We start from the raw sequence: 26,073 nt of genomic DNA on the forward strand, positions 1-26,073 counted from the left end.
TTTCGCTCGGTTTTCTATTGTTTAGTTACCCGAACTAATCATTACTTTTAATCTGTTTCGATATTCTTTGAAAGAATAGCTCCCGCATAGTGGGCGATGAAGTGGATACGTCTTAAAGCGGACGACTTCCGAAGAATGGCTCTAGACGGCTTACAGGCACGATCTCAACCCGAAACTCGTGGCACGATGCGTGCTTCGAGTTTCCAAACGTCGGAGAACCCGTGATGCCCGCCCTCTATGTCATCGCCTTCTTCCTGCTCGCCGGTACGCTCACGTTCCTGCAGGCACCCGCGTTCGCGTGGTTCGCCGCGCTCGCGATCTGGATCGCCGTCGGACCGGTCATCGGCGTGACGGGCGCGATCGGCGTCACGCTGCTCGCAATCGTCTTCGCGCTTCCGGCGCTCGCGCTTGCCATCAAGCCGCTACGCCGCGCGCTGATCAGCCATCGCGTGCTCGGCATGTTTCGCACGATGCTGCCGGAGATGTCGTCGACCGAGCGCGATGCGATCGAAGCCGGCACGGTGTGGTGGGACGCCGAACTCTTCTCCGGCCGGCCACGCTGGGACAGCCTGCTCGACCATGGCGCGCCGAAGCTGACGCAGGAAGAACAAAGCTTCATCGACAACGAATGCGCGCGCCTGTGCGAGTTGTCGAACGATTGGAACACGACCGCGATCTGGCAGGATCTCTCGCCGCAAGCATGGGCCTACGTCAAGGCGCAGGGCTTTCTCGGCATGATCATCCCGAAGCAGTACGGCGGAAAAGCGTTCTCCGCGTATGCTCATTCGCAGGTCATCATGAAGCTCGCGACACATTCGTCGGCGGCGGCCGTATCGGTCATGGTGCCGAATTCGCTCGGGCCCGCCGAACTGCTGCTGCACTACGGCACCGACGAACAGAAAGCCCACTATCTGCCGCGTCTCGCGCGCGGCGACGAAATCCCGTGCTTCGCGCTGACGAGCCCATACGCCGGATCGGACGCGGCGGCAATTCCGGACGTCGGCATCGTGTGCCACGGCGTGCACGAGGGCCGCGAGACGCTCGGTTTTCGCGTCACGTGGGATAAGCGCTACATCACGCTCGGGCCGATTGCGACGGTGCTCGGCCTCGCCTTTCGCGCGCTCGACCCCGACCATCTGCTCGGCGAAGACGAAGCCCCCGGCATCACCTGCGCGCTCATTCCGACGAACCATCCCGGCGTAAACATCGGGCGGCGGCACTGGCCGCTCAACGCGGTGTTCCAGAACGGCCCGAACTGGGGCAAGGATGTATTCATTCCGATGGACTGGGTCATAGGCGGGCGCGCCCAAGTCGGCAATGGCTGGCGCATGCTGATGGAATGTCTCGCCGCCGGACGCGCGATCTCGCTGCCGTCGTCGAACGTCGGCATGGCGAAGCTCACCGTGCGCGGCACGGGCGCCTACGCCGCCGCGCGCCGCCAGTTTCGCACCTCGATCGGACGCTTCGAAGGCATTCAGGAAGCGCTCGGACGAATGGGCGGCAACCTCTATGTGATGGACGCGGCGCGGCGGCTGTCCGCGCAGGCCGTCGATCTCGGCGAGAAGCCCTCGGTCATCTCGGCGATCGCGAAGTATCACATCACGGAACGCGCGCGCAAGGTGATCAACGACGGCATGGACGTCGTCGCGGGCAAGGGCATCTGCATGGGGCCGTCGAACTTTCTGGCGCGCGCGTATCAGCAGATGCCGATCTCGATCACCGTCGAAGGCGCGAACATCCTGACGCGCTGCCTGATCATCTTCGGACAGGGCGCGATCCGCTGTCATCCCTACGTGCTCAAGGAAATGGCCGCGACGCGCGAAAACGACCTTCGCGCATTCGACGACGCCTTCTTCGGCCACGCGAGCTTTCTCGCCTCCAACGCGATGCGCAGTTTCGTGTATGCATTCGGCGGCGGCGCGCTCACACGCACGCCCGTGCGCGCCGATGCGCGTCTTCTGCCCTATTATCGCGCCGCCACGCGCCTGTCGAGCGCGTTTGCATTGTTCGCCGATGTCTCGATGCTCACGCTCGGCGGCGAGCTCAAACGTCGCGAGCGGCTTTCGGCGCGGCTCGGCGACATCCTCTCGCAGTTGTACCTGCTGTCCGCGACGCTCAAGCGTTTCGAGGACGACGGCCGCCCCGAAAGCGACCTGCCGCTCGTGCGCTGGGGCGCCGAAGACGCGCTGTACCAGGCGCGCGCCGCGTTCGACGGCCTGCTCGCGAACTATCCGAACCGCGCGGCGGCGGCTTTCCTGCGCGCGATCGCGTTCCCGTTCGGCCTGCCGCACGCACCGAGCACCGATGCCCTCGGCAACGCCGTCGCGATGCTGCTGCAAACGCCCGGCGAAGCGCGTGAGCGGCTCGTCGCGGGCTCGCACGTTTCGGCATTCGAAAACGATCCGATCTCGCGCGGCGAAAAACTGCTCGCGCTCACGCCCGCCGTCGCGGCGCTGGAGGCGCGCCTGCGCGACGCCGTCAAAGCGGGCCAGAGCGCCCCGCTGCCGCAAAGCCCGCAAGACGTCGCAGCGTGGGCGGACACGGCCGCCGCGCGCGGTCTCATCGACGAAAACGAGCGCGCGCTGCTGGGCGAATGGGCAGTCCATGCGCGCGAAGCGGTGAAAGTCGATGATTTTTCCGCAGACTTCGGTATCCTCGAAGCATTGCAAAAGCGCAGCGACGCGCTCGAGCGGACACTGCCCGAAACTATCGCCTGAGCACGCAGGCGTCCAGGCACCGCCGCGCGCGCCCTTCGACCGATCGCCAATCGATGAAAGACCGCTATCTCGACTTCGTCAATTCGCCCTTCGGCACGAGCATCGCACGCTCGCTCGGCTTGCCGCGTCCCGAACCATTGCGCCGCCATCGTGCGGATCGCGCCGAATTCGGCGGCATGGCGGCCATCGGCGCGGGGCCGTCGCCGGCGCTCTTCGATGACCTGATGGCCGTGTTGTCCGGCATCGGCATGACGGGCGTCGCGCACGAGAGCGCGTCCGGCTGGCTGCCCGTCGCCGCCCGTCACGGCGCGATGAGCGGCCGCTTCGAGCCGCGCGCACGCGACGCGCTCGCCACCGACCGCGTGCAGGCCCTGATCTTCGATGCGACCGGCATCGACGAAAGCGGCGAGTTGCATTCCCTCTACGCCTTCTTCCACGACGCGCTGCGCTCGCTCGCGAAGAACGGGCGCATCGTCGTCATCGGGCGGCCGCCCGCCACGCGCGCGAACGTCGCGGCCGCCACCGCGCAGCACGCGCTCGAAGGCATGGTGCGCTCGCTCGGCAAGGAAGCGCGCAACGGCATCACCTCGAACCTGCTGCGCGTGGCCGATGGCGCGGACATCGAATCTGCGCTGCGCTTTTTCGTGTCTCCGCGCTCGGCGTATGTGTCGGGGCAGGTCGTGACCATCGACGCGCCCGCCAGCGCCCCGGCGAGCTGGGCGAAGCCGCTCGCGGGCAAGCGCGCGCTCGTGACGGGCGCGGCGCGCGGCATCGGCGCGTCGATCGCGGCGGTGCTGGCCGAGCACGGCGCGATCGTCACCGGACTCGATGTCGACGCCGTCCGCGACGCGCTCGATCAGACCATGCTGTCGATCGAAGACGCATCGCCATCGGACGGCGCGCATGCGGCGCTCGTCGCGGATATCGCCGCGCCCGAAGCGCCCGCCGACATCGCCGCCGCGCTCATCGCGTCGGGTGGCATCGATATCGTCGTGCACAACGCGGGCATCACGCGCGACAAGACCATCGCGCGCATGAGCCCGGACATGTGGGACACCGTGATCGACATCAATCTGCTGGCGCAGGCGCGCATCGACGATGTCCTGCTCGCGCAGAACGTGTTGCGCGAGCAAGGACGCATCGTCGCGGTGTCGTCGATCAGCGGCATCGCGGGCAATCGCGGACAGACCAACTACGCGACCTCGAAGGCCGGCGTGATCGGCCGCGTGCACGCGATGGCGCCGCTCTTGCGCGCGCGCGGCATCACGATCAATGCGGTCGCGCCGGGCTTCATCGAGACGCACATGACCGCGCGTATGCCGTTCGGCGTACGCGAGGCCGGCAGACGGCTCAATTCGATGGGACAAGGCGGCTTGCCCGTCGATGTCGCCGAGACCGTCGCGTGGCTCGCGAGCCCGGGCAGCGCGGGCATCACGGGCAACGTGGTGCGCGTGTGCGGCCAAAGCCTGATCGGCGCGTGAGGAGACCCGTCCCCATGCATGCACCGACCATGCCGCGCGCCCGCACCGTCGTCATCGATACGCTGCCGCCGCCCGCGAAACTCTATGGCCGCGCGCTGCCGGCGCTGTTCAGGCGCGCGCGTGCGCCGGAGCTGCCCGCGCTCAGGCTCGTGCGCCCGGATGTGAAGCTCGACGCGGAGCAGATCGGCCGCTATGCGCGCGTGTGCGGGTTCATTCCCGAGCACGGCGTACCGCTCACCTTTCCGCACGTGCTCGCGTTTCCCTTGCATCTGATGATGCTCACGGACCCGTCGTTTCCGTGGTCCGCGCTCGGCGTGGTGCATCTGTCCAACAGTGTGCGGCTGCGGCGACCGCTCGCGGCGGGCCAGGGCTTGCGCATCGAAGTGGAATGCGGGCCGCTGATGCCGCATCAGAAAGGCCAGGCGTTCACGCTGCATACGCGCATCTACCGGCGCGGCGAAGCAGTGTGGGACGGCGACAGCGTCTATCTGAAACGCGGCGTGCGCAGCGAAGCCACCGCGCCTTCGGTCGAGATAGCCGATGCTTCCGACACGCCCGCGCCGCTCTTCGCCCGCGAAGCGCGCTGGCAGCTTCCGCCGCAACTCGGGCGCGATTACGCGAAGGCATCGGGCGATTTCAATCCGATTCATCTGCACATGCTGAGCGCGAAAGCGTTCGGCTTTCCGCGCGCGATCGCGCACGGCATGTGGACGCTCGCGCGTACGCTCGCGGCGCTGCATCCGGTCAAGGCGCTCGCGTCCGGGTACGCACAGGGCGATTTCAAATCGCCGCTCTATCTGCCCGGCGATGCGACCTTCTGGACCGCCGTGCCCTCGCCCACCGCGCGCGACTTCGAGGTGCGCAATCTCGCGGGCGACCGGGCGCATCTGCGCGGCCATTTCGAATGGGAGCTGCCATGAGCGAAGTTCGTCGCGTCGCGATCGTCGGCAGCAACCGCATTCCGTTCGCGCGCTCGAACACGGCATACGCCAGCGCGTCGAATCAGGACATGCTGAGCTTCGCGCTGCAGGGGCTCGTCGATCGCTTCGAGCTTCACGGCATGCGACTGGGCGAAGTGGCGGCGGGCGCGGTCGTCAAGCACTCGCGCGACTTCAACCTGACGCGCGAAGCCGCGCTCTCGACCACGCTGGCGAAGGAAACGCCCGCCTACGACGTGCAGCAGGCCTGCGGCACCGGCCTCGAAACCGCCATTCTCGTCGCGAACAAGATCGCCCTCGGGCAGATCGAGGTGGGCATCGCGGGCGGCGTCGATACCGCGTCGGATGCGCCCATCGCCGTGAACGAGCGCATGCGCAAGATCCTGCTCGAAGCGAATCGCGGCCGCTCGGCGGGCGCTCGCGTGGGCGCGCTCGCGAAGCTGCGGCCCGGCATGTTCTTCAGGCCGCTGTTGCCGCGCAACGCGGAACCGCGCACCGGCCTCTCGATGGGCGAGCACTGCGAGCTGATGGCCAAACGCTGGAAGATTTCGCGCGAGGCGCAGGACGCGCTCGCGCAGGAAAGCCATCGCAAGCTGGCGGCGGCATATGGGCGCGGTTTCTTCAACGATCTGATGACGCCATATCGAGGCCTCGCGCGCGACAACACGCTGCGTCCCGATGTATCGCTCGATCAGTTGTCGCAACTGACGCCCGTCTTCGATCGCGATGCCGGCACACTCACCGCGGGCAACTCGACGCCGCTCACCGATGGCGCATCGGCGGTGCTGCTCGCGTCCGATCAATGGGCCGCCGAACGCGGGCTGCCGGTGCAGGCGTACCTGACGTTCTCCGCGACCGCCGCCGTCGATTTCTTCGACAAGCGCGAAGGCCTCCTGATGGCGCCCGCCTACGCGGTGCCATCGATGCTCGCGCGCGCCGGGCTCGCGTTACAGGACTTCGATTTCTACGAGATCCACGAAGCGTTCGCGGCGCAGGTGCTGTGCACGCTCGCCGCGTGGGAAGACGACGAATACTGCCGCACCGCGCTCGGACTCGACGGCCCGCTCGGTTCGATCGACCGCGCGCGCCTGAACGTGAACGGCAGCTCGCTCGCGACCGGCCATCCGTTCGCCGCGACGGGCGGACGCATCGTCGGGACGCTGGCGAAGATGCTGGCGAAAGCGCCCGGACGCAGCGACGGCAAGCCGTTGCGCGGACTGATCTCGATCTGCGCGGCGGGCGGCCAGGGCGTCGTCGCGATACTGGAGCGGTAAGCGGCAGAAGTGAAAGAATAAGGCGCGCCATCGACGAACACGCGCGGCGCCAACGGAGACACCACATGAGCCCGGGACAGGCAGCGCCGCGCGAGGTTTCGGAGCCGCACGCGACTGACGGCATCTGGTACGCGTCGTATCCGCCGGAGGTCGCGCGCGAGATCGACCCTTCGCGCTATCGGTCGCTCGCGCATTTCTTCGACGAGTGCGTCGAGCGGTTTGCCGATCGCGTGGCGTTCGTGAGCCTCGGCTCCGAGATGACGTTTACCGCGCTCGGCAAAAAGGCGCACGCATTCGCGTCGTATCTGCAGAGTATCGGCGTGAAGCCCGGCGACCGCGTCGCGCTGATGATGCCCAACACGCTCGTCTATCCCGTCGCGCTCTTCGGCACGCTGATCGCGGGCGCGATCGTCGTGAACGTGAATCCGCTCTACACGGTGCGCGAGCTCAGTCAGCAACTGAAGGACAGCGGCGCGCAGACTGTCGTCGTGTTCGACAGGTTCGCCAGGACCGTGCAGGACGCGCAACCGGGCACGCGCGTGAGGAACGTCATCGTGACCGGACTCGGCGATCTGCTCGGCCACGGGCTCAATCTGAAAGGCCGCGCCATCGACCTGTTGCTGCGGCACGTGAAGAAGCAGGTGCCCCCGTACGCCCTGCCCGATGCCGTGCGCCTGCCGCTCGCGCTCGCACGCGGCGCACGGCAGAAGTTCGAGCCGGTGCGAGTCGGTCACGGCGACATCGCGTTCATTCAATATACCGGCGGCACGACCGGGGTCGCGAAGGGCGCGATGCTCACGCATCGCAACGTGATCGCCAATCTGTTGCAGGCGCTCGCGTGGGCGGGCGGACGGCTCGTCGATGGCGAAGAGACCATCGTGACGCCGTTGCCGCTCTATCACATCTATTCGCTGACCGTGAATGCGCTCGCGTTTCTCGCGATCGGCGCGCGCAATGTGCTGATCGTCAATCCGCGCGACATCGACTCTCTGTTGCGCGCGCTGCGTCACGAAAACTTCACGGCGATCACCGCGCTCAACACGCTCTACAGCGCGCTCATGGACAACGACGCCTTCCGCCGGCGCGACTTCTCCGCGCTCAAGCTCGCAATGGCGGGCGGCATGGCGACACAGCGCGTCGTCGCCGAGCGCTTCAGGGCGATGACGGGCCAGAGGCTCGTCGAAGGCTACGGCCTCACCGAATGCTCGCCGCTCGTCTGCGCGACGCCGGTCGTCGACATGCACGGCGGCAGCGCATTCGACGGCACGATCGGCGTGCCGGTGCCGTCCACGCTCGTGCGCCTGCGCCGCGAGGACGGCGCGTGGGCGAACATCGATGAACCCGGCGAGCTGTGCGTGCAGGGCCCGCAAGTGATGAAAGGCTACTGGAACCGTCCCGAGGACACCGCGAAGACCATCGACGCGAATGGCTGGCTCGCGACCGGCGACATTGGCGTGATGGATGCGCGTGGCATCATCCGGCTCATCGATCGCAAGAAGGACATGATGATCGTCTCGGGCTTCAACGTGTATCCGAACGAGATCGAGGACGTGCTCGCCGCGCATCCGAAAGTGCGCGCGGTGGCGGTCATCGGCGTGCCCGATCCGGTGACGGGCGAGCGCGTGAAGGCGTTCGTCGTGCGGCGCGATGAAACGCTTACAGTGGAAGAACTGCTGAAGTTCGCCCGTTTACACCTGACCGGCTACAAGGTGCCATCCTACGTCGAATTTCGCGACACCTTGCCGCTCACGACCATCGGCAAGGTGCTTCGGCGCGAGTTGCGCGAAGACGGGTCGATACCACCGAAAGCGCAGGACTGATCTTCGGAGATGCTCATGGCGCGTGCGCGATGGCGCAGGTTATGTCTGTGGTTGTGTCTGTCCGTCGCGCTCGCGAGTGTGCTCGCCCGGGCGGAGACGCAGGCGACGGACGAAGCCGCGCGCGTCGGCACGATGAGTGTCGAGCAGCAGGCGCAATGGCTCTCCGAGTCGGCGGCGAGCGGCACGCTCGCGAAACTCGACGACGCGCAACTCGTCGCCCTGTTTCGCTCGCTCGATGCGGGCACCTTGCCGCGTTATCTGCAGGACGGCTTGCGCGATTACGCGTCGTGCGAGTTCACGATGCGCCGGCGCGAGCGCATCAAGGGCAAGTGGCCGAAGCGTGCGGATCACATGCTCGTGCGCGTCGCGCACGAGCCGCTGCGCATCTACGCCAAATGGCTGCCCGATGGCGCGCACGCGGGCCAGGAAGTCATCTACGACGATTCCACGCGGCCGGACGAACTCTATGGTCATCTCGGCGGCCTGCTGAGCGTCGTGCCGATGTGGACGTCGGTGAATGGCGCGTTCGCCCGCACGCAATCGAATCATTCGATCCGCGAGCTCGGCATCGTCTCGATCTCGCAGCGCTTCATCGAAGAAGGACGCAAGTTCGCCGAAGCGGGCATAACGAAGCCGTCGGAGATCGAAGTGAAGACCGTCAACGGGATTCGCGTGGTCGCACTCACGTATGAAACGCCCGAGGGGCAGCCCGAGTTCTACGCGAAGAAGGAAGTGCTCGGGCTCGATCTCAAACGTCCGCTCTTTCGCACGCTGGAGTCCTACGACAACGACGGCAATATTTTCGAAAGCGTCGTGTTCGAGCGTATCGAGCCTCAAGCCTTCGACGGTCTGACATTCGACCCAAGAAATCCCGACTATCGTTTCTGACCGAAATCGCAATGAAATGCCTGCTGATTTCGTGACACCTAAAGTAACAATCGCGCTCCGGGCGTGCGTGCAGGTTTTAAGTTTCGCCTAAGAATCCGCCGATAACCTTGCCCGCACTCCATCGACATCAACGTCGGCGCACACCGCTTCAGGCCCGTCGCGCCGCGAATCGTCGTGCAAACCTGAGGGCTTCATCATGAACCTCCGTCGTCCCATCTCTGCTCCCGTGCGAGCCATCAAAAGGCTGCTGAGCCATCACGAGATCGCCACGCTGCTGTTGCTGCTGCACGCGCCCATCGACGCGATGGCGGCCACGCCCGATGTCGCGTCGCTGCGGGAGTACGGCTATGTCGAGATCGTGTCGCCGGAAGCGGGCAAGCCGCAAGTGCGCCTGACCGACGACGGCAACGCGGTGCTGCGCGGCCTCGGCGTCAAGTAAGCGCCTCCCGGATACGGGCCTCGCGGACGCCCGGCCACGCGAACTCTGTAATAATCGGTCGATTCCTTTCACCTTCGACCAAGGAGTCATTCGCGATGTCCGCCCTTTCACCCATCGTGCAGCGTGTACTCATCACCAACGACGACGGCATCGATGCGCCCGGCCTCGCCGTGCTCGAAGCCGTCGCCGCCGAACTCGCGCACGAAGTCTGGGTCATCGCCCCGGAACACGACCAGAGCGGCACCTCGCACTCCATCAGCCTGCACTCGCCGTTGCGCGTATCGCGCAAGGGTGAACGACGCTACGGCGTCCAGGGCACGCCCGGCGACTGCGTCGTGATGGGCGCGCGCCACATCATGAAGGACGCGCCGCCCACGCTCGTGCTGTCGGGCATCAATCGCGGCGCGAACCTCGGTGTCGAAACGATGTTCTCCGGCACCGTCGGCGCCGCGATGACGGGCCTGCTGCTCGGCCTGCCGTCGATCGCGCTCAGCCAGACCTTCACCGACCGTGAGAACGTGCGCTGGGATACGGCGCGCGCACTCGCGCCGGGCGTGATCCGCCAGTTGCTGGCGATCTCCCACGAAGCGCCCACGTGCCTGAACGTCAACTTCCCCGATTGCGACGCATCCGCCGCCGGTCCGCTCACCGTGACGCGACAGGGCGTCGGGCTGGTGGAAGGCATCGATGTGGTGCCGCTCGTCGATCCGCGCGGAATCGACTATCACTGGCTGCGCTTTCAGCGCGGCCCGCGCCCGAATTCGCCCGATAGCGAAACGGCGGTGGTCGCGGCCGGTGGCGTGTCGGTCACGCCGCTGCATTTCGATCGCACCGACGAGCGTACTTTCGCCACCCTCGAAGCGGGACTGAAGCGCGGCGTCTGAGTGTCGAGCGCGCGCCGCTAGAACGTTTCCTCCCACACGAAAACGGTCGCTTTCTCGTATGCTCGGGCGATCACAATAAGGAGACGATGATGACCCGTTCCATCGGCCGGCGCGGCGCGCGCCTGATGCTCGGCGCGCTCGGCGCACTCGGCGCGTTGATCGCCGCAAGCGCGTTCGCCCAGACGCCGACGCCCGTCGGCACCTGGCAGACCATCGACGATCAGTCCGGCAAGCCGAAGGCGATCATCCAGATCGTCGATGACGGCAGCGGTCAGTTGTCCGGCAAGGTCGTGCGCGGCATCGGCGAATTCGATCAGCCGGAAAAGCGCTGCACGGCCTGCACCGACGACCGTCGCGATCAGCTGATCAAGGGCATGACGATCATCACCGGAATGCGGCAGAACGGTGATGCATGGGACGGCGGCCAGATTCTCGACCCCGAGCACGGCAAGCTCTACAAATGCAAGATGAAGCTCGAGGACGGCGGGCAGAAGCTCGTCGTGCGCGGGTATGTGGGCGTATCGCTGCTGGGGCGCTCGCAGACCTGGGTGCGTCAGCAGTAAGGTTCAGATACGACAAAGCCGGCCGAAGACGCGTGTCTTCGACCGGCTTTGCTCATCTCGCTCTGGCGCGTTACGCGATCAGGCAGCGTGACGCTGATGCTTATGCGCCTCGTCCGCGTAGGCGCTCTCAGGCATGTTGGCGAGTTCCTGCTTGAATTCCGCCGGCACACGCATGCGCGAGGTCATCAACGCATAGAGCGATTCGCCGGCCGGCCCGAACAGCTGCGTCATCACGCGCAACAGCACGCCCGACTCGTGCCACGTCTTGAAACGCCGATGGCACGTCTGATACGACGGATATTTGCGCGGCAGCGTGGACCACGATGCGCCGCTGTACATCACCCAGAGCACACCGTTGAGCACGGCGCGGGTATTGGCGAGGGGCCGTCCACGCAGCTCCGAACGCGGGCGCAGTTCGGGAAGCAGCGGAGCGACCATCTGCCATTCTTCGTCGGACATGTCGCGGTAGGGCTTCACGGTAATTTCTCCAATTTGCTGACTGAAAACTGGTACCGACGATACCGAGTCCCCGAAAGCCAGCAAATCAGAGAGGTCCGAATCTTGAAAAAGCCGCAGAAGCCTTATGCCGATTGGCTAACCCGAGAATTTTGATTCTCGTATTAGGTCAGCGAAATATCCGTTACGCGCCGTGGCGCTTCCAGGTACTCCTTTGACTGCATCTCGACGATGCGCGAGACAGTGCGCGCGAACTCGTTGGCCATCGGCCCTTCGACGTATAGTTCCTCCGCAGGCACGGCCGCCGACATCAGGAGCTTGACCTTGTGGTCGTAGAACACGTCGATGAGCCATGTGAAGCGGCGCGCCTCGGATGCCATGCGCGGCGTCATCTGCGGCACATCGGACAGGATCACCGCGTGAAAGCGGTTCGCCAGTTCGAGATAATCGTTCTGCGAGCGCGGGCCGCCGCACAGCGTGGCAAAGTCGAACCACACGACGCCGTCGGCACGGCGCAACGCCTTGATCTCGCGCTTTTCGATATGCAGGATCGGGCTTTCGTCGGGCACGGCGGCGAGCTTCGCGTAATCCGCGCGCAACGCCTTGTCGGCGGCTGCGCCGAGCGGCGTGTGATACGCCTTCACTTGAGACAGCGTGCGCTTGCGATAGTCGGTGCCTGAATCGACGTTGAGCACGTCGAGATGCTCCTTGATGAGCTCGATCGCGGGCAGCAGACGATCGCGATGCAGCCCTTCCGGATAGAGCGTGTCCGGCTGGTAATTGGACGTCATCACGAACTGCACGCCGTTCTTGAAAAGCCGGTCGAGCAGGCGATAGAGAATCATCGCATCGGCGATGTCGGAGACGTGGAACTCGTCGAAGCAGATCAGCCGGAAGCGTTTGGCGATGCGTCTGGCGAGTTCGTCGAGCGGATCGGCTTGACCCTTCAGCTCCTCCAGCTCGCGATGCACTTCGCGCATGAACTCGTGAAAGTGCAGGCGCGTCTTGCGCTGCACGGGCACGATCGCGTAGAAGCTGTCCATCAGAAAGCTTTTGCCGCGCCCGACGCCGCCCCACATGTAGACACCGCGCGGCAAGTCCGGACGCACTAGAAACTTCTTCAGCGCATTGGAGCGGCGCGCCTTGTACGCGACCCATTCCTCGTAGCACTGCTGCAGGCGCGCGACCGCCGCGAGCTGCGCCTCGTCCGATTGATAACCCCGCGTGCGCAGTTCGTTTTCGTAGTATTCGGTGACGTTCATCTTCTGCCGTATGAAGTGACGAAGGCGAGCGGTTTGATCCGCTCGCCTTCGTGTGCGATGCCTGCCCGAAGCCGAGCTTGATTACATGTTCAGCGCGCGCTTGTCGACGGCGAGCGCCGCTTCACGCATCACTTCCGACAGCGACGGATGCGGATGGCAAATGCGGCCGATATCTTCGGAAGCCGCCTTGAACTCCATCGCCACCACCGCTTCCGCGATCAGATCCGATGCGTCCGCGGCGATCACGTGCACGCCGAGGATTTCATCGGTCTTCGCGTCGGCGATCATCTTGACGAAGCCTTCTGCCTTGCCGATACCCAGCGCGCGGCCGTTGGCCATCATCGGGAACTGGCCGGTCTTGATCTCGCGGCCTTCGGCCTTGAGTTGCTGTTCGGTCTTGCCGACCCACGCGATTTCCGGTTCCGTGTAGATGACCCACGGCACGCAGTTGTAGTCGATGTGCGGCTTCTGACCGTCGATGATTTCCGCCACCGCCACGCCTTCGTCTTCCGCCTTGTGCGCGAGCATCGGGCCGCGAACGACGTCACCGATTGCGTACACGTTCGGCACGCTCGTCGCGCAATGGTCGTCGACGTCGATGAAACCGCGCTCGTTGGCCTTCAGGCCAATGCTTTCCAGACCGAGGTTATCGGTGTTCGGCACGCGGCCGATCGACACGATCAGGCGATCCGCTTCCAGCGTCTGCGCGTTGCCCGTGCTGTCCGTATAAGCGATCGACACGCTCTCGTCCGACGTCTTCACTTCGCCGATCTTCACGCCGAGATGAATATCGAGGCCCTGCTTCTTGAACTGCTTCGCGGCTTCCTTCGCGAGCGACTCGTCCGCCGCGCCGAGGAATTGCGGCAGCGCTTCCAGCACGGTCACTTCCGCGCCCAGACGCCGCCACACCGAGCCGAGTTCCAGACCGATCACACCCGCGCCGATCACGGCGAGCTTCTTCGGCACGGCGTCGAACGACAGCGCGCCTTCGTTGTCCGCGACGATCTTGTTGTCGACCGGAATGTTCGGCAGATGACGCGCCTTCGAGCCCGTCGCGATGATCACGTTCTTCGCCGTGACGACTTCGGTTTCGCCTTCGCCAGACACTTCGATCTGCACGCCGGCAGCATTCTTGCCAGTGAACTTGCCATGACCCTTGAGCCACGTGATCTTGTTCTTGCGGAACAGGAACTCGATGCCCTTCGTCATCTTCTCGACGATGCCGTCCTTGCGGGCCAGCATCTTCGACACGTCGAGCTTCACGTCCGACACGCTGATGCCGTGATCGGCCAGATGCTTCGACGCATTCTCGAATTCTTCCGACGACGCGAGCAGCGCCTTCGACGGAATGCAGCCCACGTTCAGGCAGGTGCCGCCGAGCTTCAGCGCGCCGGCCGGGTTCTTCCACTTCTCGATACACGCAACCGTCTTGCCGAGCTGCGCTGCGCGAATCGCCGCGATATAGCCGCCCGGGCCCGCGCCGATCACGACGACATCAAATTCCTTGGACATGACTTTCCTTTGGTCTATCTCCGCTCATGCGGAGCAGCCTCGTGCGGTGCGCGCGAGCCTATCGCGCGCACCGAGGCGAAATGCTTTTCTTACAGGTCCAGCAGCAGACGGGCCGGATCTTCCAGCGCGTCCTTCATCGCGACCAGCGACAGCACGGCTTCGCGGCCGTCGATGATGCGGTGGTCGTACGACAGCGCCAGGTAGTTCATCGGACGGATCACGATCTGGCCGTTCTCGACGACCGCGCGTTCCTTCGTGGCGTGCACGCCGAGAATCGCGGACTGCGGCGGGTTGATGATCGGCGTCGACAGCATGGAACCGAACACGCCGCCGTTGGAGATGGAGAACGTGCCGCCGGTCATGTCTTCGATCGACAGCTTGCCGTCCTTCGCCTTCTGGCCGAATTCGGCGATCTTCTTTTCGATGTCGGCGAGGCTCATCTGATCCGCGTTGCGCAGGATCGGCACGACCAGACCGCGCGGCGAACCGACCGCGATACCGATGTCGAAGTAGCCGTGATAGACGATGTCGTTACCGTCGATCGACGCGTTCACGAGCGGGAATTTCTTCAGCGCGTGGACGGCCGCCTTCACGAAGAACGACATGAAGCCGAGCTTCACGCCGTGTTCCTTCTCGAAGCGGTCCTTGTACTTGTTGCGCAGATCCATGACCGGCGCCATGTTGACTTCGTTGAACGTCGTCAGGATGGCGTTGGTTTGCTGCGATTCGAGCAGGCGCTCGGCGATACGCGCACGCAGACGCGACATCGGCACGCGCTGTTCCGGGCGGTCCTTCAGCCACTGGTCAGCCGATGCCGGCGCGCTGACTTGCGGCAGCGCGGGCTTCGCGGCGCGCGCGGGCGCGGCGGCCGGAGCCGGTGCAGCAGCCTTGGCAGGTGCCGGAGCCGATGCCGAAGCGGCGAGCGCGTCGCCCTTCGTGATGCGGCCGTCGCGGCCCGAACCCGAAACCTGATCCGCCGACACGCCCTTCTCGGCCAGAATCTTCGTCGCGGCCGGCGACGATGCGCCACCGGTTGCGCCCGCCGACGCTTGCGCAGCAGCCGGAGCAGCGGCGGCGGCAGTCGTTTCCGCGACCGGCGCGGGTTTCACTTCGGAGTCCCCGGCAGCGGCGACAGCTTCACCTGCTTTCGCTTCGGTGTCGATCTTCGCGATGAGTTCGTCGGCGGTGACGATATCGCCGTCGTGCTTGATCACCTGCGCCAGCACGCCAGCGGAGGGCGCGGGCACTTCGAGCACGACCTTGTCGGTCTCGATTTCAATCAGGATTTCGTCCTGGGCGACAGCCTCGCCCGGCTTCTTCTTCCATTGCAGCATGGTCGCTTCCGAGACCGACTCGGAAAGCTGGGGAACCTTGACTTCTACGATAGCCATTTCTGTATTGTCCTAATGCGTGTCTGTGTGTTCGAGCGAGGGACCGGGGAGCCGCCGATACGCAAACGGCTGAGCCGGTCCCATCGAGCAATGCTTACTTCGCGATGACTTGCGCGCCCTTCAGGCGGCCGAACGCGCCTTCCACGAGCGCCTTCTGCTGCTCGTAGTGCTTCGCGTAGTAGCCGACTGCCGGCGATGCCGAAGCCGGACGGCCGCTGTAGGCCAGCTTCATGCCTTCGCGCATGCCTTCGCGCAGATGGTGCTCCACATAGAACCAGGCGCCCTGGTTCTGCGGCTCGTCCTGCACCCAGACCACTTCGGTCGCGTTTTCGAACTTCTTGATTTCCGCGTCGAACTGCTTATGCGCGAACGGATACAGCTGCTCGATACGCACGATGGCGACGTCGTTGCTCTTCGCTTCGCGGCGATGCGCGACGATGTCGTAATACACGCGGCCCGAACACACGATCACGCGCTTGACCTTCTTCGGCTCGATCGCTTCGTCGACTTCGCCGATGACCGGCTGGAACGAGCCCTTCGCCAGTTCCGACAGATCCGACACGGCTTCCTTGTGACGCAGCAGCGACTTCGGCGTGGCGATGATCAGCGGCTTGCGGAACAGGCGGATCATCTGACGGCGCAACAGATGGAAGATCTGCGCCGGCGTGGTCGGCTGAACCACTTGCATGTTGTGATCCGCGCACAGTTGCAGGAAGCGCTCGATGCGCGCCGACGAGTGCTCCGGACCCTGGCCTTCGTAACCGTGCGGCAGCATCATCGTGAGACCGGAGACGCGGCCCCACTTCACTTCGCCCGACGAGATGAACTGGTCGATCACGACCTGCGCGCCGTTCACGAAGTCGCCGAACTGCGCTTCCCACGCGACGAACGTGTTCGGCTCGGCCGTCGAATAGCCGTACTCGAAACCGAGCACCGCTTCTTCGGACAGCACGGAGTCGATCACCGTGAACTTGGCCTGGCCTTCCGCGATGTTCTGCAGCGGAATGTAGGTGCCGTCGTTCCAGCGCTCGCGGTTCTGATCGTGCAGAACGGCATGACGGTGCGTGAACGTGCCGCGTCCTGAATCCTGACCGGTCAGACGCACGGCGTAGCCCGACGCCACCAGCGATGCGAACGCGAGGTGCTCGCCCATGCCCCAGTCGAGCTTGGCTTCGCCCAGACCCATCGCGCGGCGGTCGTTGATCACGCGCTCGACGAGCGGGTGAACCTTGAAGTTCTCGGGGATCGTCGTGAGGCGTTCGGCGAGGCGCTTCAGTTCGGCGAGCGGAACCGCCGTATCAGCCGCGTCGGTCCACTTGCGGTTCAGGAACGGCACCCAGTCGACCGCGTACTTGCTCTTGTAGTTCGAGAGCACCGGATCGATCGTGTGATGGCCTTCGTCCATCGCCTGGCGATATTCCTTGACGAAGCTGTCCGCGTCTTCCGCCGTGATCACGCCTTGCTGCACGAGCCTTTCCGCGTAGACGGCGCGCGTGCCCGGGTGCTTCGCGATGGTCTTGTACATCAGCGGCTGCGTGACCGCCGGCGTGTCCTGCTCGTTGTGGCCGAGCTTGCGGAAGCAGATGATGTCGACGACCACGTCCTTGTGGAACTTCATGCGGAAGTCGATTGCAAGCTGCGTCGCGAGCACGACGGCTTCGGGATCGTCGCCGTTCACGTGCAGCACCGGCGCCTCGATCATCTTGACGACGTCCGAGCAGTACAGCGTCGAGCGCGCATCGCGCGGGTCCGACGTGGTGAAGCCGATCTGGTTGTTGATGACGATATGCAGCGTGCCGTGCGTGCCGTAACCACGCGTCTGCGCGAGGTTCAGCGTTTCCATCACGACGCCCTGACCCGCGAAGGCCGCGTCGCCGTGCACTTGCACCGGCAGCACTTGCAGGCCTTCTTCGTCGCCGCGGCGATCCATACGCGCCTTGGCCGAGCCTTCGACCACCGGATTGACGATTTCCAGGTGCGACGGGTTGAACGCGAGCGACAGGTGAACCGGGCCGCCTTCGGTCGAGACATCCGACGAGAAGCCCTTGTGATACTTGACGTCGCCGGCCGGCAGGTCATCGACGTGCTTGCCTTCGAATTCGGCGAAGAGGTCCGCCGGCATCTTGCCGAGCGTATTGACCAGCACGTTCAGACGCCCACGGTGCGCCATGCCGATGACGATTTCCTGCACGCCGCTCGCGCCGCCGTGACGGACGACTTCGTCCATCGAAGCGATGAAGCTCTCGCCGCCTTCCAGCGAGAAACGCTTCTGGCCGACGTACTTGGTGTGCAGGAAACGCTCGAGGCCTTCGGCGGCCGTCAGGCGATTCAGGATGTGCTTCTTCTTGTCGTTCGAGAAATTCGGCGTCGAGCGGATCGACTCGAGCTTCTCCTTCCACCAGCGCTTTTGCTCGGGATCGCTGATGTACATGAATTCAGCGCCGATCGTGCCGCAGTACGTGTCGCGCAGCGCCTTGACGATGTCGCGCAGCGACGCCTGCTCGAAACCGAAGTACAGGTTGTTCGCGTTGAACACCTGATCCATGTCGGCTTCGGTGAAGTCGTAGAAGCCGGGTTCGAGTTCGGGAATCGCGGGACGCTCGCGGCGCTTGAGCGGATCGAGGTTCGCCCACTGCGTGCCGAGGAATCGATACGCGCCAATCAGCGATTGAACGTAGACCTGCTTGCGTGCGGTGGTGAGGTCGCCGGTGCTTTCGCGCGGCAGAAAGGCGTTCGCCTTCGCGCGCTGGGCGAAAGATTCGACGATGGGGCCGTGAGCCACGTCGTTGTGAGCCGTGCCGTCGGATGCGGGCACGTTCTGCAACGCGTCGAAATAGGCGCGCCAGGTCTCGGGCACTGACGCGGGATTATCGAGATATTGCTCGTACAACTCTTCGACGTACGGAGCATTACCGCCGAACAGATAAGAGTTCGACTGGAATTGCTTCATCATTTTACGCTCACCTTTCTTCGAGTTTCTCGAGGAAGTGCGGGTTACGAAACCTTCCGCGCCACGGCCTGACCGTTTAGCGGATTGCGCGAATCAAGTCTGCTTGGAAGGACCTAATAGCGACAGCTAATCCGAGAAGCATAGCACAGAACGAATAGTCATATGACGGAACGCCGCATGTGCCCGGCCCTCGTCATCCTTTGCGCAACAAGCATGTGCGGGCTTTTGTGAGATACGCAAGGGTCTCTTCCACGGCTGCGCACAACGACAAAAGCCGCCCGAAGGCGGCTTTTGTTCTGGCGATGCGAACCGATTCCGGATACTTACTCGGCGTTGCCTTCGCGGCTCGCGCGGCGACGCTCGTGTTCCTTCAGATGACGCTTGCGCAGGCGGATCGACTGCGGCGTCACTTCGACGAGTTCGTCGTCGTCGATGAACTCGACCGCGTATTCGAGCGACAGCTGGATCGGCGGCACGAGGCGCACGGCTTCGTCGGTGCCCGACGCGCGCACGTTGGTCAGCTGCTTGCCCTTGATCGGGTTCACGACGAGGTCGTTGTCGCGGCTGTGAATGCCGATGATCATGCCTTCATAGAGCGCATCGCCCGGCGTCACGAACATGCGGCCGCGATCCTGCAGCTTCCACAGCGCATAGGCGACGGCGGCGCCATCGTCCTGCGAGATCAGCACGCCGTTGCGGCGCTCGCCGACCGAGCCTTCCTTCACCGGCGCATACGAATCGAACGTGTGGCTCATCAGACCCGTGCCGCGCGTGAGCGTCAGGAACTCGCTCTGGAAGCCGATCAGACCGCGCGCCGAAATCTTGTATTCGAGACGGGTGCGGCCACGGCCGTCCGACGTCATGTCGAGCATTTCGCCCTTGCGTCGGCCGAGCTCTTCCATCACGCCGCCCTGGTGCTGGTCTTCGATATCGACCGTCAGGTTTTCATACGGCTCGCACTTCACGCCGTCGATTTCCTGCAACACCACGCGCGGACGCGACACCGCGAGCTCATAGCCTTCACGGCGCATGTTCTCGACGAGAATCGTCAGATGCAGTTCGCCACGGCCCGACACTTCGAACGTGGTTTCGTCGCCTGTGTCTTTCACGCGCAGCGCCACGTTGTGGTTCAGTTCCTTGGTGAGACGGTCGCGAATCTGGCGGCTCGTGACGAACTTGCCTTCCTTGCCCGCGAGCGGCGACGAGTTCACGAGGAAGTTCATCGTGAGCGTCGGTTCGTCGACGGTGATCATCGGCAGCGCTTCGGGATTGTCCGGCGAGCAGATCGTCACGCCGATACCGATTTCCTCGATACCGTTGATGAGCACGATATCGCCCGCTTGCGCTTCTTCGACCTGCACGCGCTCGAGGCCGTGGAACGACAGCACCTGATTGATCTTGCGATTGATGATCGCGCCTTCCGGACCCGAACGCACCGAGACCTGCATGCCGGGGCGAATGCGACCGCGCGCGACGCGGCCCACGCCGATACGGCCGACATACGAGTTGTAGTCGAGCGACGTGATCTGCAATTGCAGCGGACCGTCCGGATCGGCCGGGCGCACCGGCACGTGTTCGAGAATGGCTTCGAAGAGCGGGCGCATCGTGCCTTCGCGCACTTCGGGCGAGAGACCGGCGTAGCCGTTCAGACCCGACGCATACACGATCGGAAAGTCGAGCTGCTCTTCGGTCGCGCCGAGCTTGTCGAACAGATCGAAGGTCTGGTTGATCACCCAGTCGATACGCGCGCCCGGACGGTCCACCTTGTTGATCACGACGATCGGCTTGAGACCGAGCGCGAGCGCCTTCTTCGTGACGAAGCGCGTTTGCGGCATCGGGCCTTCGACGGCGTCGACGAGCAGCAGCACGGAGTCGACCATCGACAGCACGCGTTCCACTTCACCGCCGAAGTCCGCGTGTCCCGGCGTATCGACGATATTGATGTGGGTGCCTTCGTATTCGACGGCGCAGTTCTTCGCCAGGATCGTGATGCCACGTTCCTTTTCGATGTCGTTCGAGTCCATGACCCGCTCGGCGACCTGCTGGTTTTCCCGGAACGTGCCCGACTGGCGGAGCAACTGGTCGACGAGCGTGGTCTTGCCGTGGTCGACGTGGGCAATGATGGCGATATTGCGGAGGGCGCGAGTCATATAGAGATGTCTTGGTTGTGCGCCGTCGGAGCAGCCTCTTCAGCGAGACTTCATGGCTCGGCAAGCCCCCCTTGATAACGTCATGCAAGCATGACTACGCGGGCCCGGCGCGGTGAGAACCGTAAATTATAGCACGCACGGATGACCTTTCCTCGCAATAGGACGCAACCCGTAAATCGGGCCAGCAAGCGCGGCGCTGCGCGTGCGCCGGTCCGCACGATTGTTAAGCGCTTTCAGAAAAGATCCTTGCGGCACTCGTAACGCCCACCTATAATCCTGCCTAGTCAACTATTGCAATCGCACAAATATTTCCATGAGCGACGCTCCCAAATCCGCGGCGATCGGCGACTATGTGCTCGCCGAGAGCGTCGGCTACCTGATGAGCCGGGTGCGCTCGACCATGTGGAACATGGTCACCCAGCACACGACGTCCGAGCTGGGCATCACGAGCACGCAGGCCAGCATTCTCTTCATGCTGGCGGTCGGCAAGTGCCTGACGGCGGCGGACATCGCCCGCGAATACGGCATCGATGCGAGCGCGGTGACGCGCCTCATCGACCGGCTGGAGAAGCGTGGCCTGCTCTCGCGGGTGCGCAGCGAGGAAGACCGCCGCGTGGTACGCCTCGCGCTCACGGAAGAAGGCCAGGCGATTGCTGAGAAGATCCCCGCCATTTTCACGCGCGTCCTGGACAACCTTCTTGCCGGCTTCACGCCGGAGGAAGTGGGCTTTCTGAAGAGCATGCTGCGCCGAATTCTCGCGAATTCCTGCGATCCTTCCGTGGCGCCTCTGCTGGCCAGCAATGATAAGCCTGGTACGTCATTGCGATGACAAGCAAATTGGTCATCACAAGCCTACAAATTGATTGCAGCGTCCATCTTTAATTCTCTTCTCAAGAGACGAGATATGAAACACCTCTCCCCGTCCGCGTTTCGCGGCGAAAGCCGTGTGAAGAGCGCAGTCGCCGTTGCGGCGGCCGCGCTCGCGCTCGCCGGTTGCGCGAACTACGCGGGCATTTCGAGCGACAAGCAGATTGCCGCGCCCGAAAACTTCGAGGCCACGCAAAGCGTGCCAGGCCAGGGCGGCCAGTGGCCGGCGCTCGACTGGGCGAAGCAGTTCGGCGATCCGCAACTGCCGCAGCTGATCGACGAGGCGCTCGCCGACAATCCGTCCATCGCGCAGGCGCAGGCGCGCATCGCGAAGGCGTCGTCGTATATCGAGACATCGCGCTCGGCGCTCTATCCGAAGGTCAACGGGTCGTATTCGTGGACCCGCGAGCTGTATTCGGCCAACGCCCTCTTCCCGCCGCCCTACGGCGGCACCTGGTTCAGCGAGAATAACGTGCTCGCGAGCGCGTCGTGGGAGCTGGATCTGTGGGGCAAGAATCGCTCGCGGCTGAACATGGCGGTGTCGCAGCAGAAGGCAGCCGAGGCCGACATGCAGCAGGCGCGCGTCTCGCTCGCGACGTCGGTTGCGCGCACCTACAACCAGCTCGCGCTGCTCTACGCGTTGCGTGACGTCTCCCAGCGCGAGATCGCGAACCGGCAGGACGTCGGGCGCATCACGAACGGACGCGTCGCCGCCGGTCTCGACACCAACGTCGAGCGGCGCACGGCGGAAGGCAACGTCGCGACGAGCCAGACGAATTCGACCGAGCTCGACGGACAGATCGAAACCGTCCGCTATCAGCTCGCCGCGCTGCTCGGCAAAGGCCCGGACCGCGGCCTGCAGATCGCGAAGCCCGTGATCAAGCCGGACGTCAGCGTGACGCTGCCCGACAACGTGCCCGCCGATCTCGTCGCGCGCCGCCCGGATATCGTCGCCGCGCGCTGGCAGGTCGAAGCCGCGACGCACAACATCAAGGAAGCAAAGGCCGAGTTCTTCCCGGACATCAACCTCGCGGCGGCCTTCGGCTTCGACGCGTTCGGCTGGAGCCGCTTCCTGCAGGCGAGCAGCCGGCAGATCCAGATCGGGCCGGCGGTGCATCTGCCGATCTTCGACGCCGGCGCGCTGCGCGCCCAGTTGAAGGGCCGTTACGCCGATTTCGAAGGCGATGTCGCGAACTACAATCAGACGCTCATCAACGCGCTGAGCGACGTCGCGACCAATATTTCCGCGATCCGCTCGCTCGACAAGCAGATGGCCGACGCCCAGCGCGCCCTCACGGCGGCGTCAAGCGCGTATCAGCTCGCGGTGATCCGCTACAAGGCCGGGCTGTCGCCGCAATTGCAGGTGCTCAACGCCGACGAAAACCGCCTCGCCAACGAGCAGACCGTGACGAATCTGCGCCTGAAGCGCACCGATCTGCAAATCGCGCTGATCAAATCGCTCGGCGGCGGCTTCGACGCGACGAGCACGAATCTCGCGGTCGACGGCAGCGGGCAGCAACAGGCGAGCGCACAGCCGGCCAATCAGGCCACGCCGGCGAAATAAGCCGCGCACAAGAATACGCATCAAGACCAAAACGGAATATTCGGAGTCTTTCATGAGCGACCCTCAACAAACCGCCGCCGCGCCCGCGCCGAAGCAGAGCAACGGCAAACGCCGCCGGCTGATGACGCTGATCGTGCTCGTCATCCTCATCGCCGCCGTCGCGTACGGGCTGTACTATTTCCTCGTCGCGCGCTTCCACGAAGCCACCGACGACGCCTATGTGAACGGCAACGTCGTGCAGATCACGCCGCAGGTCGTCGGCACGGTCATTTCCGTGAACGCCGACGACACGCAAACGGTGAAGGTCGGCGATCCGCTCGTCGTGCTCGATCCGGCCGATTCGAAGGTCGCGCTCGATCAGGCCGAAGCGAATCTCGCGCAGACCGTGCGTCAGGTGCGGACGTTCTTCGTGAACAACAACCAGTACGAAGCGCAGATCGCGCTGCGCCGCTCGGATCTGTCGCGCGCGCAGGACGACCTGAAGCGCCGCATGCAGGTCGCGCAGACCGGCGCGGTGTCGCAGGAAGAAATCTCGCATGCGCGCGACGCGGTGCGCGGCGCGCAGGCCGCGCTCGACGCCGCCGAGCAGGAACTCGCGTCGAACCGCTCGCTCACCGCCAACACGACGATCGCCGATCACCCGAACGTGCTGGCCGCCGCCGCGAAGGTGCGTGATTCGTACATCAACTACGCGCGCAACACGCTGCCGGCTCCGGTGACGGGTTATGTCGCGAAGCGTTCGGTGCAGGTCGGCCAGCGCGTCGCGCCGGGCAACCCGTTGATGGCGATCGTGCCGCTCAACGCCGTGTGGGTCGATGCGAACTTCAAGGAAGTGCAGTTGAAGCACATGAGAATCGGCCAGCCGGTCGAGCTGACGGCCGACCTGTACGGTTCGGGCGTCGTGTTTCACGGCAAGGTCATCGGCTTCTCGGCCGGCACGGGATCGGCGTTCTCGCTGCTGCCCGCGCAGAACGCGACGGGCAACTGGATCAAGGTCGTGCAGCGCCTGCCGGTGCGTATCGAACTCGATCCGAAGGAACTGGAACAGCATCCGCTGCGAATCGGTCTGTCGATGAACGCCGACGTGACGATCAAGGACGAGGGCGGCGGCCAGCTCGGCAACGCGCAGAACACCGTCTATCAGACCAATGTGTTCGACAAATACGGCGCGCAGGCCGATCAGGAAATCGCACGCATCATCCAGCAGAACGCGGGCACGGGCGTGGGCGCGCCGGCGTCGAGCACGTCGTCTGCACATGGCCGTGCGACGAAGTCCGCATCGGCCGCCAAGCTGATGTAAGCGGATTCGCCACATGTCTTCGCAAAACGTCGTACATCCGCCGCTGTCGGGCGGAAAGCTCGTCATCGGGACGATCGCCGTGTCGCTCGCGGTGTTCATGAACGTGCTCGACACGTCGATCGCGAACGTCTCGATTCCGTCGATTTCCGGCGACCTCGGCGTGTCGTCGGATCAGGGCACGTGGGTCATCACCTCGTTCGCAGTCGCCAATGCGATCTCGGTGCCGCTCACCGGCTGGCTCACGCAGCGCGTCGGCCAGGTGCGGCTCTTTCTCGGCTCGATCATTCTGTTCGTGCTCGCGTCGTGGCTCTGCGGCCTCGCGCCGACGCTGCCGTTCCTGCTCGCCGCGCGCGTGCTGCAGGGCGCGGTCGCCGGCCCGATGATCCCGCTGTCGCAAACACTGCTGCTCGCGAGCTATCCACGCGAAAAGGCGCCGATGGCGCTCTCGATGTGGTCGATGACCACGCTCATCGCGCCGGTCGCGGGCCCGGTGCTCGGCGGCTGGATCTCCGACAACATCTCGTGGCCGTGGATCTTCTATGTGAACATTCCGGTGGGCATCGCGGCGGCGCTCGCCACCTTCGCGATCTTCCGCGACCGCGACTCGGCGATCCGCAAGGCCCCGATCGATACCGTCGGGCTCGGGCTGCTCGTCGTCTGGGTCGGCTCGCTGCAAATCATGCTCGACAAGGGCAAGGATCTCGACTGGTTCAACTCGACGACGATCGTTGTGCTCGCGCTGATCGCGGTGATCTCGTTCGCGTTCTTCATCGTGTGGGAGCTGACGGCGGAGCATCCGGTCGTCGACCTGTCGCTGTTCGAGCTGCGCAATTTCACGGGCGGGACGATCGCGCTGTCGATCGGCTACGGGCTCTACTTCGGCAATCTCGTGTTGCTGCCGCTGTGGCTGCAAACGGATATCGGCTACACGGCGACGAACGCCGGTCTCGTGATGGCGCCCGTCGGGCTGTTCGCGATCCTGCTCTCGCCGATCACCGGCAAATTCCTGCCGCGCACCGATCCGCGCTACATCGCGACCGCGGCGTTCCTCGTGTTCGCGCTGTGCTTCTGGATGCGCTCGCGCTATACGACCGGCGTCGATACCTGGGCGCTCACGGTGCCGACGGTGATTCAGGGCATCGGCATGGCGGGCTTCTTCATTCCGCTCGTGTCGATCACACTGTCGGGCTTGCCGGGGCATCGGATTCCGGCGGCGTCGGGCTTGTCGAACTTCGTGCGGATCATGTGCGGCGGCATCGGCACATCGATTTTCTCGACGGCGTGGGAGCATCGGTCGATCGTGCATCACGCGCAACTGGTCGAAGGCGCGAATTCGTATAACCCGGTGTTCGCCAACTCGATGCAGCAGATGCACGCGCTCGGCTTCTCGCAGGAACAGACCGTCGGCCTCTATAACAGCATGGCCACGCAGCAGGCGGCGCAGCTCGGCGTGAACGACATGTTCTATATCTCGGCGGGGATTTTCGTCGCGCTGATCGCGCTGATCTGGATCACGCGGCCGGAGCGTTCGGGCGGCGGAGATTCGACGGCGGCCGCATCGGCGGCGCATTGACTGACTGCCGCCTGCGGAAAGACAAGAGCCCGGTTGAATCAAAC

At 64.4% G+C, this 26,073-nt stretch carries 19 protein-coding genes; 13 read left to right on the top strand and 6 right to left on the bottom strand.

Features of this window, described 5'->3' with window-relative positions:
- The first annotated feature begins 224 nt into the window (after nucleotides 1-224).
- The 9 genes from BTHE68_RS07550 (at nucleotide 225) to BTHE68_RS07590 (ending at nucleotide 11,004) form a co-directional block, all read left to right on the top strand.
- On the top strand, nucleotides 225-2,717 hold the full coding sequence (locus tag BTHE68_RS07550; RefSeq protein ID WP_162065804.1) for an acyl-CoA dehydrogenase: 2,493 nt from the start codon (nucleotides 225-227) through the stop codon (nucleotides 2,715-2,717).
- A 53-nt stretch (nucleotides 2,718-2,770) separates the two neighbouring features.
- A complete protein-coding gene (locus BTHE68_RS07555) occupies nucleotides 2,771-4,198 on the top strand; it encodes a 3-oxoacyl-ACP reductase (RefSeq protein ID WP_162065805.1) in 1,428 nt (475 codons plus the stop codon).
- A gap of 14 nt (nucleotides 4,199-4,212) precedes the next feature.
- Nucleotides 4,213-5,118 carry a MaoC/PaaZ C-terminal domain-containing protein gene (locus BTHE68_RS07560; RefSeq protein ID WP_162065806.1) on the top strand — a complete coding sequence of 302 codons (906 nt, stop codon included), beginning with the start codon at nucleotides 4,213-4,215 and terminating at the stop codon, nucleotides 5,116-5,118.
- Nucleotides 5,115-6,410, top strand: a complete 1,296-nt coding sequence (locus tag BTHE68_RS07565) for an acetyl-CoA C-acetyltransferase (protein WP_232077860.1) — start codon at nucleotides 5,115-5,117, stop codon at nucleotides 6,408-6,410. Before BTHE68_RS07560 ends, BTHE68_RS07565 begins: the two co-directional genes overlap by 4 nt.
- Before the next feature lie 65 nt (nucleotides 6,411-6,475).
- Nucleotides 6,476-8,230, top strand: a complete 1,755-nt coding sequence (locus BTHE68_RS07570) for an AMP-binding protein (protein WP_162065808.1) — start codon at nucleotides 6,476-6,478, stop codon at nucleotides 8,228-8,230.
- 15 nt (nucleotides 8,231-8,245) lie between these two features.
- Nucleotides 8,246-9,118: a DUF1571 domain-containing protein gene (locus BTHE68_RS07575; protein ID WP_232077861.1), complete on the top strand. Its 873-nt coding sequence runs from the start codon at nucleotides 8,246-8,248 to the stop codon at nucleotides 9,116-9,118.
- Nucleotides 9,119-9,314: 196 nt separating this feature from the next.
- Nucleotides 9,315-9,557 carry a hypothetical protein gene (locus BTHE68_RS07580; protein WP_162065810.1) on the top strand — a complete coding sequence of 81 codons (243 nt, stop codon included), beginning with the start codon at nucleotides 9,315-9,317 and terminating at the stop codon, nucleotides 9,555-9,557.
- Nucleotides 9,558-9,652: 95 nt separating this feature from the next.
- Nucleotides 9,653-10,441, top strand: coding sequence for a 5'/3'-nucleotidase SurE (gene surE, locus BTHE68_RS07585; protein WP_162065811.1), 789 nt, complete (start codon nucleotides 9,653-9,655; stop codon nucleotides 10,439-10,441).
- 89 nt (nucleotides 10,442-10,530) lie between these two features.
- A complete protein-coding gene (locus BTHE68_RS07590) occupies nucleotides 10,531-11,004 on the top strand; it encodes a DUF2147 domain-containing protein (RefSeq protein WP_162066823.1) in 474 nt (157 codons plus the stop codon).
- A gap of 78 nt (nucleotides 11,005-11,082) precedes the next feature.
- Here the strand turns inward: BTHE68_RS07590 and BTHE68_RS07595 are convergent, their stop codons facing one another.
- The 6 genes from BTHE68_RS07595 to typA form a co-directional block, all read right to left on the bottom strand.
- Complete coding sequence (locus BTHE68_RS07595; RefSeq protein ID WP_162065812.1) at nucleotides 11,083-11,481, bottom strand: transposase; 399 nt, start codon at nucleotides 11,479-11,481, stop codon at nucleotides 11,083-11,085.
- Between the two features lie 143 nt (nucleotides 11,482-11,624).
- Nucleotides 11,625-12,722, bottom strand: coding sequence for a cell division protein ZapE (gene zapE, locus BTHE68_RS07600; RefSeq protein ID WP_162065813.1), 1,098 nt, complete (start codon nucleotides 12,720-12,722; stop codon nucleotides 11,625-11,627).
- A gap of 81 nt (nucleotides 12,723-12,803) precedes the next feature.
- Entirely contained in the window at nucleotides 12,804-14,234 is a 1,431-nt protein-coding gene (gene lpdA, locus BTHE68_RS07605; RefSeq protein ID WP_162065814.1) for a dihydrolipoyl dehydrogenase, read from the bottom strand.
- Nucleotides 14,235-14,323: 89 nt separating this feature from the next.
- Entirely contained in the window at nucleotides 14,324-15,625 is a 1,302-nt protein-coding gene (gene odhB, locus BTHE68_RS07610; protein ID WP_162065815.1) for a 2-oxoglutarate dehydrogenase complex dihydrolipoyllysine-residue succinyltransferase, read from the bottom strand.
- A 94-nt stretch (nucleotides 15,626-15,719) separates the two neighbouring features.
- A complete protein-coding gene (locus BTHE68_RS07615; protein ID WP_162065816.1) occupies nucleotides 15,720-18,578 on the bottom strand; it encodes a 2-oxoglutarate dehydrogenase E1 component in 2,859 nt (952 codons plus the stop codon).
- Between the two features lie 320 nt (nucleotides 18,579-18,898).
- Nucleotides 18,899-20,725 carry a translational GTPase TypA gene (typA, locus tag BTHE68_RS07620; protein WP_162065817.1) on the bottom strand — a complete coding sequence of 609 codons (1,827 nt, stop codon included), beginning with the start codon at nucleotides 20,723-20,725 and terminating at the stop codon, nucleotides 18,899-18,901.
- A gap of 313 nt (nucleotides 20,726-21,038) precedes the next feature.
- Between typA and BTHE68_RS07625 the strand changes: the two genes are divergently transcribed.
- The 4 genes from BTHE68_RS07625 (at nucleotide 21,039) to BTHE68_RS07640 (ending at nucleotide 26,029) form a co-directional block, all read left to right on the top strand.
- Nucleotides 21,039-21,554, top strand: coding sequence for a MarR family winged helix-turn-helix transcriptional regulator (locus tag BTHE68_RS07625; RefSeq protein ID WP_162065818.1), 516 nt, complete (start codon nucleotides 21,039-21,041; stop codon nucleotides 21,552-21,554).
- A gap of 75 nt (nucleotides 21,555-21,629) precedes the next feature.
- Entirely contained in the window at nucleotides 21,630-23,156 is a 1,527-nt protein-coding gene (locus BTHE68_RS07630; RefSeq protein ID WP_162065819.1) for an efflux transporter outer membrane subunit, read from the top strand.
- Between the two features lie 52 nt (nucleotides 23,157-23,208).
- Nucleotides 23,209-24,456 carry an HlyD family secretion protein gene (locus BTHE68_RS07635; protein ID WP_162065820.1) on the top strand — a complete coding sequence of 416 codons (1,248 nt, stop codon included), beginning with the start codon at nucleotides 23,209-23,211 and terminating at the stop codon, nucleotides 24,454-24,456.
- 13 nt (nucleotides 24,457-24,469) lie between these two features.
- On the top strand, nucleotides 24,470-26,029 hold the full coding sequence (locus BTHE68_RS07640; RefSeq protein WP_162065821.1) for a DHA2 family efflux MFS transporter permease subunit: 1,560 nt from the start codon (nucleotides 24,470-24,472) through the stop codon (nucleotides 26,027-26,029).
- Nucleotides 26,030-26,073: the final 44 nt, after the last annotated feature.

Source organism: Burkholderia sp. THE68 (assembly GCF_009938265.1).
Taxonomy (GTDB): Bacteria; Pseudomonadota; Gammaproteobacteria; order Burkholderiales; family Burkholderiaceae; genus Caballeronia.